This is a genomic window from Micromonospora sp. WMMD980 (assembly GCF_029626035.1).
GTDB lineage: Bacteria > Actinomycetota > Actinomycetes > Mycobacteriales > Micromonosporaceae > Micromonospora.
Genome location: NZ_JARUBE010000003.1, coordinates 4400539 through 4413826, shown reverse-complemented (window position 1 = coordinate 4413826; position 13288 = coordinate 4400539). Strand labels below are relative to the sequence as shown.

General features: G+C 71.6%; 15 protein-coding genes. 11 read left to right on the top strand and 4 right to left on the bottom strand.

Features of this window, described 5'->3' with window-relative positions:
* Window positions 1-15: 15 nt before the first annotated feature.
* Window positions 16-255, bottom strand: coding sequence for a flavin reductase (locus O7618_RS20685; protein WP_278110092.1), 240 nt, complete (start codon window positions 253-255; stop codon window positions 16-18).
* 277 nt (window positions 256-532) lie between these two features.
* Here O7618_RS20685 and O7618_RS20680 point away from each other — a divergent pair, with 277 nt between their 5' ends.
* The 7 genes from O7618_RS20680 to O7618_RS20650 all read left to right on the top strand — a co-directional run bounded on the left by O7618_RS20680 (window position 533) and on the right by O7618_RS20650 (window position 5437).
* Window positions 533-1255: a helix-turn-helix transcriptional regulator gene (locus O7618_RS20680; RefSeq protein WP_278110091.1), complete on the top strand. Its 723-nt coding sequence runs from the start codon at window positions 533-535 to the stop codon at window positions 1253-1255.
* Window positions 1252-1725, top strand: coding sequence for an NUDIX domain-containing protein (locus O7618_RS20675; protein ID WP_278107774.1), 474 nt, complete (start codon window positions 1252-1254; stop codon window positions 1723-1725). The genes O7618_RS20680 and O7618_RS20675 overlap by 4 nt, the downstream gene beginning before the upstream one ends.
* Before the next feature lie 231 nt (window positions 1726-1956).
* A complete protein-coding gene (locus tag O7618_RS20670; RefSeq protein ID WP_278107773.1) occupies window positions 1957-2700 on the top strand; it encodes a M50 family metallopeptidase in 744 nt (247 codons plus the stop codon).
* Between the two features lie 106 nt (window positions 2701-2806).
* Window positions 2807-2977: an ABC transporter permease gene (locus O7618_RS20665; protein WP_278107770.1), complete on the top strand. Its 171-nt coding sequence runs from the start codon at window positions 2807-2809 to the stop codon at window positions 2975-2977.
* A 47-nt stretch (window positions 2978-3024) separates the two neighbouring features.
* On the top strand, window positions 3025-4008 hold the full coding sequence (locus O7618_RS20660) for a 2-dehydropantoate 2-reductase N-terminal domain-containing protein (RefSeq protein WP_278107769.1): 984 nt from the start codon (window positions 3025-3027) through the stop codon (window positions 4006-4008).
* A 57-nt stretch (window positions 4009-4065) separates the two neighbouring features.
* Window positions 4066-4569, top strand: coding sequence for a SigE family RNA polymerase sigma factor (locus O7618_RS20655; protein ID WP_278107768.1), 504 nt, complete (start codon window positions 4066-4068; stop codon window positions 4567-4569).
* Window positions 4562-5437 carry a hypothetical protein gene (locus tag O7618_RS20650; RefSeq protein WP_278107767.1) on the top strand — a complete coding sequence of 292 codons (876 nt, stop codon included), beginning with the start codon at window positions 4562-4564 and terminating at the stop codon, window positions 5435-5437. Before O7618_RS20655 ends, O7618_RS20650 begins: the two co-directional genes overlap by 8 nt.
* A 70-nt stretch (window positions 5438-5507) precedes the next feature.
* On the opposite strand, the gene O7618_RS20645 is transcribed toward O7618_RS20650, so the two are convergent.
* Complete coding sequence (locus O7618_RS20645) at window positions 5508-7091, bottom strand: acyl-CoA carboxylase subunit beta (protein WP_278107766.1); 1584 nt, start codon at window positions 7089-7091, stop codon at window positions 5508-5510.
* A gap of 72 nt (window positions 7092-7163) precedes the next feature.
* On the opposite strand from O7618_RS20645, the gene O7618_RS20640 reads away from it, so the two are divergent.
* Entirely contained in the window at window positions 7164-8039 is an 876-nt protein-coding gene (locus O7618_RS20640) for a biotin--[acetyl-CoA-carboxylase] ligase (RefSeq protein ID WP_278107765.1), read from the top strand.
* Window positions 8040-8178: 139 nt separating this feature from the next.
* Complete coding sequence (locus tag O7618_RS20635; protein ID WP_278107764.1) at window positions 8179-8748, top strand: PH domain-containing protein; 570 nt, start codon at window positions 8179-8181, stop codon at window positions 8746-8748.
* 25 nt (window positions 8749-8773) lie between these two features.
* Here the strand turns inward: O7618_RS20635 and O7618_RS20630 are convergent, their stop codons facing one another.
* Together O7618_RS20630 and O7618_RS20625 are read right to left on the bottom strand one after the other, a co-directional pair.
* Window positions 8774-9460 carry a GtrA family protein gene (locus O7618_RS20630; protein WP_278107763.1) on the bottom strand — a complete coding sequence of 229 codons (687 nt, stop codon included), beginning with the start codon at window positions 9458-9460 and terminating at the stop codon, window positions 8774-8776.
* Window positions 9461-9523: 63 nt separating this feature from the next.
* The gene (locus tag O7618_RS20625) at window positions 9524-10060 is read right to left on the bottom strand and encodes a GtrA family protein (protein ID WP_347405426.1); all 537 of its coding nucleotides are present in this window, start codon (window positions 10058-10060) and stop codon (window positions 9524-9526) included.
* A 426-nt stretch (window positions 10061-10486) separates the two neighbouring features.
* Here O7618_RS20625 and O7618_RS20620 point away from each other — a divergent pair, with 426 nt between their 5' ends.
* Window positions 10487-12328 carry a phosphoenolpyruvate carboxykinase (GTP) gene (locus O7618_RS20620; protein WP_278107760.1) on the top strand — a complete coding sequence of 614 codons (1842 nt, stop codon included), beginning with the start codon at window positions 10487-10489 and terminating at the stop codon, window positions 12326-12328.
* Between the two features lie 40 nt (window positions 12329-12368).
* Window positions 12369-13208, top strand: coding sequence for a hypothetical protein (locus O7618_RS20615; protein WP_278107758.1), 840 nt, complete (start codon window positions 12369-12371; stop codon window positions 13206-13208).
* Window positions 13209-13288 lie beyond the last annotated feature (80 nt).

Genomic DNA, 13288 nt, shown 5'->3' with positions numbered 1-13288 from the left:
TGGTCGGGGCTCCCGCTACTCGTTGCGCAGTGCCGCTGAGCGTGGCCAAGCCAGGAACCGTGCGTGCAGGACGCCCGACGGGGTGTGCGGTAGATCTTCACACGCCTGCACCAGGTACGCCGACAGGTGCAGCATTAGCGATATCCGCGCGCCGGTGAACTCCGCCACGAGCTGCCGCTTGCGAGTTCGACACGGCCACGGCGCCCCGCACCCCGCGCAGATCCACTGCGGCCGTACCGGCTGATGCACCGACAACCACCCCGCCACCCATCGGGCTCGTTGGAAGGGGAAGGGGCCACCGCCGACACCCGACCCGACCAACCCAGGGCCGGCGGCAACCCCTTCCCCCTGGCACCCACCAGCCCGGCGAATCTGCCGCAAGCGAACCGGCAAGGCCCTGCCGCAGAACCTACGAACCAGCCCCGGGCACCCCAACGTCCCGACAGACACCATGCCGGACACTTGCATGACCCCGGCGCGTCCCACCGTGTCCACTACCGTGGACGGTATGAGTCACCGCCTCCGCGCGGCCATGCTCCGCGCCCACCTCGACCCGGCCGCCCTCGCCGCAGCCGTCGGTGTCGACGTCAAGACCGTCACCCGGTGGCTCGCCGGTCGCGTCCCGCACCAACGCACCCGCCTTGCGGTCGCCGACGCCCTCGGCGAAACCGAGGCCGACCTGTGGCCGCAGACCCGCCCCGACCAGGCTCCCGGCGCGGAGGCCACCGCTGAGGTCGTCGCCGCCTACGCCCACCGCGCCGACATCCCCCACCACGTCTGGGCTGCCCTGCTCACCGGCGCCACGAAGCGGATCGACCTGCTCGGCTACGCCTACCCGTTTCTCCTGGAGTTGCTGCCCAACACCATGCAGCTCATCACCGACAAAGCCACCAACGGCGCACAGGTTCGGCTCGCGTTCGCCGACCCCGACTGCCCGCACGTCGCCGAACGCGACGCCCTCGAACAGATCGGCGGCACCCTACCCGGGCGGATCCGCAACGCCCTCAACTTCTGCGAACCCCTCCACGGCGTGCCCGGCGTGGAGATCGGCCTGCACACCGTGCACCTGTACAACTCGGCGTTCCGCTTCGACCACCAGATGATCGTCACCCCACACCTGTACCGCGCCCGCGGCTACCAACACCCCGCCCTGCACCTGCGCGAACTCTCGCCGCACGGCATCTTCGCCGCCCACGCCGACCAGTTCGAACAGATCTGGCAAACCACCACCGCCTACCCGAAGGAGACCCGGTGACCGGCCGGCGCGACTACTACCACGACCCCCAGGCACCGGCCGCCAACAGCCTCGTCCCCGGTGCCGCCGCCATCGTCACCGACGAGCATGGCCGCGTACTGCTGCAACGGCGCACCGACTCCGGCAACTGGGCCCTACCCGGCGGTGCCATGGACATCGGCGAAACACTCCAACAGTGCGCCATCCGCGAGGTCAAGGAAGAAACCGGCCTCGACATCGAGATCACCGGCCTACTCGGCATCTACACTGACCCCGCGCACGTCATCGCATACGCCGACGGTGAGGTGCGGCAGGAGTTCACCGTGACCTACCTCGCCCGAGTCACCGGCGGCACGCTGACCGTCAGCGACGAGTCCACCGAGGTCCGCTTCATCCACCCCACCGACTTCGACCACATCCCCATCCACGACACCGTCCGCCTCCGCCTCCACCACCACGCCGAGTACCGCGACACCCCCTACCTCGGATAGCGTCGCTCATCGATGCACCGGCTGCCGGTGAGCGTGGACGTCTCCCCAGGTTGCCGTCACCGTCGCCGTCAACACCGATAGATTTCGATGCGGCGAGTTGGTGCCACACGCAAAAGGCCAGGTGAAGCGCCATGAGAGCGTAAGTCACACTGCGTGACGGGGTGAAAATCCCACACTCTATGAGACACGGCCTGTCGAACGACACGGCTCGGGCCGGTAGGCTCCCCGCCCATGCCCCTGATCGACGGCCTCACCACGCTCTGGGACACCCTGCTCAGCGCCCAGCCGGACCCGCCGCCGCTGCTGGTGGTGCTCACCGCCGTGGTCGCGCTCGCCGTGGTCGCCACCCGGCTGCCGTGGCGGATCGCCCGCAACGCGGTGACCATCGCGCACGAGGGCGGTCACGCCCTGGTGGCGCTGCTCACCGGCCGCCGGCTGCACGGCATCCGGCTGCACTCGGACACCTCCGGGCTGACGCTCTCGGCCGGCCGCCCCAGCGGCCCCGGCATGATCCTCACCCTGCTCGCCGGCTACGTCGCGCCGTCGTTGCTCGGCCTCGGCGGCGCGTGGCTGCTGGCCGGCAACCGGATCACGCTGTTGCTCTGGCTGGCGGTGGTGCTGCTGCTGGCCATGCTGGTGCTGATCCGCAACCTGTTCGGCGCGTTGTCGCTGCTGGTCACCGGCGGCGTCGTGCTCGCCGTCTCCTGGTACACCTCACCCCAGGTCCAGGCCGCGTTCGCCTGGACGTCGGTCTGGTTCCTGCTGTTCGGCGGCGTGCGGCCGGTCTTCGAGCTGCGGCGCCAGCGCAGCCGGGGCCGGATGCCGGAGTCCGACGCCGACCAGCTCGCCCGGCTCACGCCGGTCCCGCCGCTGGCCTGGGTGGGAGTCTTCCTGCTGGTCGCGCTCGGCGCGTTGGTTGCCGGCGGGTTGTTGCTCGCCGGCCCGATCCTGGCCGAGGCCGGTATCACCTTCTGAGTCGGCGCGCAGCCCCATTACCTGGGGTTCGACGAATTCCGGGCAAGAAAAACGTTGATAGGTTCGCGTCACGGGGAGCGGCGGCGGCGGGGGAATCGCGCTCGGCGTGCTCGCCACCGGCGGGTACGCGCGCACCCAGGGCTGGCCCACCGTCGTACCCGTATGGGCGACCGCCGGTGGTCTCGGCGCGACGGTGCTCATCGGCGCGCTCGCCGGGCTCTACCCGGCGCTGCGGGCGAGCCGGATGGCCCCGGCGCACGCGCTGACCGGCTCCTGACGCGCGCCCCCGGGCGGCGCGCGCCCCGGCCGGGCAGAATCGGACGGATGCGATACGTGATCATCGGAGCGGGCGCGGTCGGCGGCACCATCGGCGTACTCCTCGGCGAGGCCGGCCGGGACGTGACGCTCGTGGCCCGCGGCGCGCACCTGGACGCGGTGCGCGAGCGGGGGTTGACGCTGCGGCGGCCCGACGGCACGGTGACCGGCCGGCTGCCGGCGGTGGCCGGGCCGGACGGCCCGCCGCTGCCGGCCGACACCGTGCTGGTGCTCACCGTGAAGTCGCAGGACACCGCCGCCGCGCTGGCCGGTTGGGTGGACGCACCGGTGGAGGGCGGCGGGACGGCCGGCGAGCGGCTGCCGGTCGTGCTCGCGCAGAACGGCGTGGCGAACGAGCCGGCCGCGTTGCGGCTCTTCGCCCGCGTGCACCCGGTCTGCGTGTGGCTGCCCGCCACCCACCTGGAGCCGGGCGTGGTGGTCGCCAACGGGCACCCGCACCCGGGCATGCTGCACCTCGGGCGCTACCCGTCCGGCGCCGACGACACCAGCCGGGCGGTCGCGGCCGACCTGACCGCCGCCGGTTTCGTCGCCCCGGTGCGCGACGACGTGATGCGCTGGAAGTACGGCAAGCTGCTGGCCAACCTCGGCAACGGCCTCCAGGCGCTGCTCGGCCCGGACGTCCCCGAGCCGCTGTCGCAGCGGGTACGCGCCGAGGGCGAGGCGGCGCTCGCCGCCGCCGGCATCCCGCACACCACCCGGGAGGAGGAGGCCGCCGAACGCGGCGACCTGGTGTCGCACCGACCGGTCGACGGCGAGTCCCGCTCCGGCGGCTCCACCTGGCAGAGTCTGGTCCGGGGCGCCGGCTCGGCCGAGGCCGACCACCTCAACGGCGAGATCGTGCTGCTCGGCCGCCAGCACGGCGTGCCCACCCCGGTCAACGCGGCGGTGCAGGCCGCGGTGCGGCGCGCCGTCCGCGAGCGCATCCCGGCCGGTGGCTTCGGCGCGGGCGAGCTGTCGAAATTGATCGGCTGACCGGGCAACCCGGACGGCGCCGCCAGGCGTGTCCCTCGCGAACACGGGGAGGTGACGGTGCCCGACGGCGACGACTTCGACGACTTCTACCGGGGCAGCCGGCAACGGCTGCTCGGCTTCGTCTACGTGCTCACCGGTGATCTGGCCGAGGCGCAGGACGCCGTGCAGGAGGCGTACATCCGGGCCTGGCAGCGGTGGTCGACGGTGCGCGCCTACGACGATCCGGAGTCCTGGGTACGGGTGGTGGCCAGCCGGATCGCGGTGAGCCGGTGGCGCAGCCTGCGCAGCCGGGCCCGGGCCTACCTGCGGCACGGCGCGGTGGGCGACGTGCCGGCACCGAGCACCGAGACGATGGACGTGGTCGCCGCGCTGCGCCGGCTGCCCGAGGCGCAGCGGACCGCGATCGCGATGCACTACCTGCTCGGCATGCCGGTCGCCGAGGTGGCCCGGGAGACCGAGGCGCCGGTCGGCACCGTCAAGGCCCGGCTGTCCCGGGGGCGGACCGCGCTCGCCGGGCTGCTCGCCGTGGTGGATCTTCAGGAGGAGGCGGCAGATGCCTGACGACGTCACGCTCGTGGAGGTGCTGCACCGGGACCTGCGGGACGTCCGGTGGGCGGAGCCGGCGGCGCTCCGGGCCCTGGCCCGGCGACGCAGCCGGCGGACCGCCGCGCTGGCCGCCGCCTCGGTGGTGCTGGTCGCCGCGCTCGGCGCCACGATGGTGGACCGGACCGGCGCCTCGCCGCCGCCCCCCGGCGACGCGGCGGGCGGGAACACGGAGATCCCCGTGGAGGCCATGCTGACCGCCGTCGACGTCCCGGTACGGACCGGCGACGTGCTCACCGAGACGGACCTCGACGAGCCGGTGCGGGTCGACGACCTTCTCCAGGTGTGCGGCCGCGCCCAGGGATTGCCGGTGCAGGAGCCGCGTTCGCGCTACTCCCGGTCACTGACCATGTTGGCTGCTCCCGGCGGCCCCCCGCCGACCATGCCCACGGCGGTCGTCACCCAGGACGTCTACCGGTTGGATGCCGGAACAGCCGGCCGGTTCCTCGGCGACCTGGAGCGCGTCGTGACGGCCTGCGGCGCGTGGCGGACCCCCGGCCAGGTCTACGCCGACCGGGAGATGGTCACCGCCGACGTCGTGCACCGCTGGCGCGTCGCCGCGAGCGGCTTCGCCGGCGACCAGTCGGTGCTGTTGCGGCACGACGTCACCGTGCCACCGGACCCGGGGACCGGTCGCCCGCGGGGCGTCGCGCAGCCGGTCGAGGACCGGGTGGTCGTCCGGGTGGGTGACCTGGTGACGGTCCTGGTGCCGGCGGGCACCCTCCGCCCCGGCGTCCGCGACGTCGAGGGGGACGAGGCGCAACTCCTGGACACGGCCCGGGCCGCAGCCGAGCACCTGTGCGTCGCCGCCAACCCCGGCTGCTGAGCCGGGCCGCGCGTATTAAAAAGGGGCCCCGCCTATACCGGAGGCGTTAAGCGGGGGCCCCTCCTTACACCTACAGCGGGATGTTGCCGTGCTTCTTCGGCGGCAGCGTCTCGCGCTTGGTGCGCAGCACCCGCAGCGCCCGGACGATCTGGGTCCGCGTCTCGTGCGGCGGGATCACCCCGTCGACGTAGCCGCGCTCGGCGGCGATGTACGGGTTGGCGAGCGTGTCCTCGTACTCGGCGATCTTCTCCGCCCGCACCGCCGCCGGGTCGTCGGCGGCGGCCAGCTCGGCACGGTAGAGGATGTTCACCGCGCCCTGCGCGCCCATCACCGCGATCTGCGCGGTCGGCCAGGCGAAGTTCAGGTCCGCGCCGAGGTGCTTGGAGCCCATCACGTCGTACGCGCCGCCGTACGCCTTACGGGTGATGACGGTGACCTTCGGGACGGTGGCCTCGGCGTACGCGTAGATGAGCTTCGCGCCGCGCCGGATGATGCCGTCCCACTCCTGGCCGGTGCCGGGGAGGAAGCCGGGCACGTCCACGAACGTCAGCACCGGCACGTTGAACGCGTCGCAGGTGCGCACGAAGCGGGCCGCCTTCTCCGAGGCCGCGATGTCGAGCGTGCCGGCGAACTGCATCGGCTGGTTCGCCACCACGCCCACCGGGCGGCCCTCGACGCGACCGAAGCCGACCACCATGTTCTGCGCGTAGAGCGGCTGCACCTCCAGGAACTCGCCGTCGTCGAGCACGTGCTCGATGACCCGGTGCATGTCGTACGGCTGGTTGGCCGAGTCGGGGATCAGCGTGTCCAGCTCCCGGTCCTCATCGGTGATCGCCAGCTCGGCCGGGGCGTCGAACACCACCGGCTCGTCCAGGTTGTTCGGCGGCAGGTAGGACAGCAGCGCCTTCACGTACTCGATCGCGTCCTCCTCGTCGGTGCCGAGGTAGTGCGCGTTGCCGCTGCGGGCGTTGTGGGTGCGGGCGCCGCCCAGCTCCTCCATGCCGACGTCCTCGCCGGTGACCGTCTTGATCACGTCGGGGCCGGTGATGAACATGTGCGAGGTCTGGTCGACCATGACGGTGAAGTCGGTGACCGCCGGCGAGTAGACCGCGCCGCCCGCGCACGGGCCCATGATCAGGGAAATCTGCGGGATGACGCCGCTGGCCCGCACGTTGCGGAAGAAGATCTCGCCGTAGAGGCCGAGCGAGGCGACGCCCTCCTGGATCCGCGCGCCGCCGGAGTCGTTGATGCCGACGACCGGGCAGCCGATCTTCATGGCCAGGTCCATCAGCTTGACGATCTTCTCGCCGAAGACCTCGCCGAGCGAGCCGCCGAAGACGGTGAAGTCCTGCGCGAACACGCAGACCTGCCGGCCGTCCACGGTGCCGTAGCCGGTCAGCACGCCGTCACCGTACGGGCGGGTCCGCTCCAGCCCGAAGTTGGTGGAGCGGTGCCGGGCGAACTCGTCCAGCTCGACGAAGGAACCCTCGTCGAGGAGCATGTCGATCCGCTCCCGGGCGGTCTTCTTGCCCCGCGCGTGCTGCTTCTCGATCGCACGCGTCGACCCGGCGTGCACCGCCTCGTCGAGCCGTCGCTCCAGGTCCGCCAGCTTGCCGGCGGTCGTGTGGATGTTGATCCCGGTCTCGGTAGTCACCCAGGGAATATAACGATGGTTCAGGCGGGTGACGCTGTGCAGTGCGCCTCATCCGGGTCGTACGCTGATCGGATGCCCGGCTCGCCGTACACCGACCTGGATCGCCCGCCGCTGTCGGCGGCCCGGCTGCGCCGCGCGCTGGTCGCGCCGCACGGGCCCTGGCGCCGCCTGGAGTTGCTGGCGGAGACCGGTTCGACGAACGCCGACGTGGTCGCCGCGGCGCGGGCCGGCGAACCGGAGGGCCTGGTGGTCGTCGCCGAGCGGCAGAGCGCCGGCCGGGGGCGGCGGGGCCGGGTCTGGCAGTCGCCGCCGCGCGCCGGCATCGCGGCGAGCGTGCTGCTCCGGCCCGGTGAGGTGAACGCCGAGCGCGGCTGGTCGCCGGTGCCGGTCACCGGGTACGGCTGGCTGCCGCTGCTCGCCGGCGTCGCGCTGGTCGAGGCGGTACGCCTGCTGGCCGAGGTGGACGCCCGGCTGAAGTGGCCCAACGACCTGCTGGTGGACGGCGCGAAGTGCGCCGGCGTGCTGGCCGAGGTGGTGCCGGGTGACGGTGACGACCGGCCGCCGGCGATCGTGGTCGGCGTCGGGCTGAACGTGACAGTGCGCGCCGACGAGCTGCCGGAGAACCCGACCGGCCTGCCGGCCACCTCGCTCCAGCTCGCCGGTGCCACCGCCACCGACCGCGACCCGTTGCTGCGGTCGCTGCTGCGCTCGCTCGCCGACTGGTACGAGCGCTGGCGCGACGCGGGTGGCGACGCGGTGGCCAGCGGGCTGCGCGACACCTACCTGGCCGGCTGCGCCACGGTCGGCCGCCGGGTGCGGGTGCTGCTGCCGGACGGTCGCGAGGTGCACGGCACCGCCACCGGCGTCGACCCGGACGGCCAGCTCCTGGTCGAGGCCGACGGCGCCCCGCTCCGCCTGGCCGCCGGCGACGTCCTCCACCTTCGGTGAAAGGCGGGGCCCCTTCTTAACGCCTCAGGTATAGGCGGGGCCCCCTCTTAACTCCCGGCAGCCGCCCGCGCGGCCGATGCCGCCGGGGTGCGCTGACCGGTTACGGTCAGCGCGTCCGGTTTCCGCGAGGAGGTTCGAAGTGGCGTTCCCCGAAGACGTGCTCACCGAGGACGAGCACGTCGTGCTGCACCTGCACCCGCACTGGAAGGCCCTGATCCGGCCGATCCTGGTGCTGGTGCTCACCGTCGCGGCGGTCGTCGCCGGCTGGCTCCTGCTTCCCGACGGCGACGGCGGCACGATCGCGCTCTACGCCATCGCCGGGCTCGGCCTGGTGCTGGCGTTGTGGCTGGGCCTGTGGCCGTTCCTGGTCTGGCGCACCACGCACTACCTCTTCACCAACGAGCGGGTGCTGCTCCAGGAGGGGGTGTTCTCCCGCAACCGGCGGGACCTGCCACTGACCCGGATCAACGACCACGCCATGCACCAGCGGTTCGTGGAGCGGATCCTCGGCTGCGGCACGCTGACCATCGAGTCGGCCGGCGAGCGGGGCCAGTCGGTGCTCGCTGACGTGCCGCACGTGGACCGGGTGCAGACGAAGCTCTACGAGCTGGTCGAGGCGCACCACGACAAGCACAGCCTGGGTGACGACGAGATGCGCGAGATCCTGGCCGACATGGCCGAGGGCAAGTCGCTGCGTGACCCGTCCTGAGCGCCGCCGCTGGCCGTGGGAGCGTTCAGCGGCGGGCGCGGCGGGGCCGCAGCTCGGCGGCGAGTTCCGCGTCCAGGTCGGCGCCGAGCGCGCCGCCGGCGGGTGCCGTGCGGCCCTGCGGTGGGGTGTAGTCGCTGCCGGGGCGGTTCGCGCCCAGCGGCGGCTCTTCCTCCTCCAGCTCGGTGACGGACTCTGCCAGCTCGGCGACCGGGTCCATCTCGGCGACGTTGTCCCACTCGTCCCGGGGGACGTCGTGCCAGGTCTCCTCGGCGTGTTTCGGCACCGGCTGGAAGACGAAGGTCCGGTAGGACCAGAAGCGGAACAGCGTGGCGAGCAGGACACCGATGGTCTTCGCCACGTTCAGCGCCAGCAGGCCGTGCACGCCGAGGCCGTACTTGGCCAGGGCCAGCACGCCGAGTTCGATGAGCAGACCGGCGCCGTTGAACAGGAAGAAAAGGATGTATTCGCGCCGTAGCGCAGATTTCGGTCGATCGCGGTACGTCCAGTGCCGATTCATCAGATACGACGTGATCGTCGCGACGATGGTGGCGATCACGGTCGCCTTGAGCTGACCGTCCCGGAAAACCGTGAGTGCGAGCGCATTGAACACCGCGTAATTGATGACGGTGTTGATGCCGCCGACGATGCCGAATTTGAGCGCCTCGTGGATGAACTTCTGCCAGCGCGCGGGCAGCAGACGGACTCCAGGCATGCGAAACACCTTAGGGCAGTGGGCGGGGCCGGCTGGGCCCAGCGGGTCGGGATGGGCGGTGCGTCACGCCCCGGACTCTCGGTCGTGGTTCGGTGCCGGAACGGGGAGTGTTCCCGCCTCGACGAAGACGAACCGTCGGTAGGACCAGAACCGGAACAGCGTGCCCAGGCCGGTGCCGACGACGAAGCTGGCGACGTTGTCGGCCAGCGGCGTCTGGAACACCCGGGGCCAGATCGCGCCGAGCCCGTAGTGGCTGATCGCCAGGACGGCCACCGCGATGCCGAGACCCACCGCGTTGAAGAAGAAGAAGAGCGCGTACTCGCGGGCGGGGTGGGAGCGCTGCCGGTGCCGCCAGGTCCAGAACCGGTTGCCGAGGAAGGCGACCGTCGCGGCGATCACGGTGGAGATGGTCTTCGCCACCAGCGGCGGCATGCCGCGACCGCTCGACAGGTAGTTGAAGAGCGCGAAGTCGACGAGGAAGGCGACACCACCGACGGTGGCGAACTTGCTCAGCTCGTGGACGAGGTGACCGAAGCGGTGGAGCAGGGCTCCGATCGGACCCCGACGGGTCTCCGGAGCCCCCGGTTGGTCCCCGGTCATCGTCGCGGCCACTCGCAGAGAGTACCGGTTGCGCCCAACCCGGACCGACTGCAACGGCGAGTCGACCACGGCAGCTTCGGCGCCCGGCCGCCGGGTGGGCGACGGGGCCCGTGCCGGATATCCGTGAGCACAGGGTAACCGGTGGTCCGAATGTGTGGAGCCGGTCACGCAATCCCGCTCGCCCGGACCGGGACGATGGAGGTTCACCGCAGGATTTGCGTGAAACTGCGCGCGAAAGCGGGTATCAGATCGCGATGCCGCAGCGTGGCCGCACCTTGTGCAGTTCTTCACAACCAGTCCCACTGACTGGCGAGGCAGCCCGGTTTACGCTGAGCCCAATCCCAGGTTTCCACGACGGCGGCGCCTCGCCCGCCAGAACTCGTGCATCCCATAGATCGGTCAGCGTCGACCACAAGGAGATGTGACATGGTTGCTCCGGCTGCTGTTCGGGGTATCGATCAGGCCCCGACGTCCCACCCCCAACTGCTCGCCTGGGTTCGTGAGGTCGCGGAACTGACCACCCCCGAGCGGGTGGTCTGGGTGGACGGGTCCGACGAGGAGTGGCGTCGCCTCACCGACGAGCTCGTCGAGAACGGCACCCTCATCCGGCTGAACCCCGAGAAGAAGCCCAACTCGTTCTACGCGCGGACGGACCCGACGGACGTCGCCCGGGTCGAGGAGCGCACCTTCATCTGCTCCGTCGACGAGGCGGACGCCGGCCCCACCAACAACTGGATGGCGCCGGCCGAGATGAAGCGGACGATGACGGAGCTCTACCGCGGCAGCATGCGCGGTCGCACCATGTACGTCATCCCGTTCTGCATGGGTCCCGTCGAGGCGGAGAACCCCATGTTCGGCGTCGAGATCACCGACAGCCCGTACGTGGTCGCCTCGATGCGCATCATGACCCGGATGGGCTCGGCGATCCTGGAGGCGATGGGCGACGACGCCGACTTCGTGCACGCGCTGCACTCCATCGGCGCCCCGCTGGCCCCGGGTCAGCAGGACGTGGCCTGGCCCTGCAACGAGACCAAGTACATCTCGCACTTCCCGGAGAGCCGGGAGATCTGGTCCTACGGCTCCGGCTACGGCGGCAACTCGCTGCTCGGCAAGAAGTGCTACTCGCTGCGGATCGCCAGCGTGATGGGCCGCGACGAGGGCTGGCTCGCCGAGCACATGCTGATCCTCAAGATCACCTCGCCGGAGGGCAAGGTCTACCACATCGCCGGCGCGTTCCCGTCGGCCTGCGGCAAGACCAACCTCGCCATGCTGGAGCCGACCATCCCGGGCTGGAAGGTCGAGACCATCGGTGACGACATCGCCTGGATGCGGTTCGGCCAGGACGGCCGCCTCTACGCGATCAACCCGGAGTACGGCCTGTTCGGCGTCGCGCCCGGCACCGACTGGAAGACCAACGCCAACGCCATGCGCACGCTCGACCGTGGCAACTCGGTCTTCACCAACGTGGCCCTCACCGACGACGGCGACATCTGGTGGGAGGGCATGGGTGAGCCGCCGGCGCACCTGATCGACTGGAAGGGCAACGACTGGACGCCGGAGAGCGAGAACCTCTCCTCGCACGCGAACAGCCGGTTCTGCACCCCGATCACCCAGTGCCCGATCCTGGCCGAGGACTACTTCGACCCGAACGGCGTGCCGATCGACGCGATCCTGTTCGGCGGCCGGCGCCGGGACACCGTCCCGTTGGTCACCGAGGCGCGGGACTGGGTGCACGGCGTCTACATGGGCGCCACGCTCTCCTCGGAGACCACCGCCGCCGCGTCCGGCGCGGTCGGCGTGGTGCGCCGCGACCCGATGGCCATGCTGCCGTTCATCGGCTACCACGGCGGTGACTACTTCCGGCACTGGATCGAGATGGGCAAGGGCGCCGACGGCGACGAGGCCAAGCTGCCCAAGATCTACTATGTGAACTGGTTCCGCAAGGACGCCGAGGGCAGCTTCCTCTGGCCGGGCTTCGGCGAGAACTCCCGCGTGCTCAAGTGGGTCATCGAGCGGCTGGAGGGCCGGGCCGAGGCCGTGGAGACCCCGATCGGCATGGTCCCGGCGCAGGACGCGCTGGACATCGAGGGCCTCGACATGACCCCGGAGGACGTCCGGATCGCCCTGAAGGTGGACCCGCAGGAGTGGCGCAAGGAGCTGCCGCTGGTCACCGAGTGGTTCGAGAAGTTCGGGGACAAGCTCCCCGGCGTGCTCTGGGCCGAGTTGGACGCGCTGCGGGCCCGCCTCGACGCGGAGCCGCAGAAGTAGCAGGTGTGCCGATTGCCCGCACCGGGCAAGACCGGATGCCATGAGGACGGCCGCCGAACCTGTCGAGGTCCGGCGGCCGTCCGCCGTCCGGGCGCTGACCACGCTGCTCGCCGTGACCGCGGCGGCCACGGTCGTGGTCGAGCTGCTCAACTACTGGTACGCCCCGGAGCAGGAGTTCGGCCTCGCGGTGCGCACCGGCTGGGCGATGCTCCGGTCGCTCGGCTTCCTGATCCTGATCGGGCACGTCAACTCCGGCCGGGTGGCGGCCCGGCCGTTCGGGCTGATCCTGGCGGTGACCACGATCTTCGCGGTGGGCCGGCTGGTCGTGCCCCGGGCCGGCGTGCCCGCGTTGCCCGGCCTGCTCGGCTTCGCCGCGCTCACCGCGCTCTGCGTCGCCGTGGTGGTGCTGCTCTACCGCTCCGGGGCGGTCCGTGCCCACCTGGTCCGGCACCGCAAGGGTCTGGTGGTCGAGGGCGGGACGATCTCGTGGCGGGAGGTCACGCCGAAGCGGCCGCAGGCCAACGGCTGGGTGCTCACCGCCCGGGTCGCGGCCTTCACCTACAGCCCGCTGATGCTGGTGCCCGCGCTGGTGGCGATCGGGTCGGTGCGGGACCGGGGCGCGGTCGCCGTACCCGCGCTGCTCGTCTGGTTCGGCGCCGGCATCGCGGCCAGCTACGCGGTGCTGTTCTGCACCGCCTTCCTGCTGCGCGGCAGGGACTGGGCCCGCCGGGCGCTGGTGCTGGTGACGTTGGGCGTGCTCGCGCTCGACCTTCCGCTCTGCTGGTGGCTGCTCGGCGTCGACGGCCTGATCCGCGACGGCGCCCCCCTGGTGACCGCCGCCGCCCTCTGCCTGTACTCCCTGAACCGCTCCACCCCCTGACACCCCCACCCCCCACCCCACCCAGCCCGTCCGGCCCAACCAGGTCCGGCCCGGCCTCCCTGCCGCGTTGATCAAGGAGT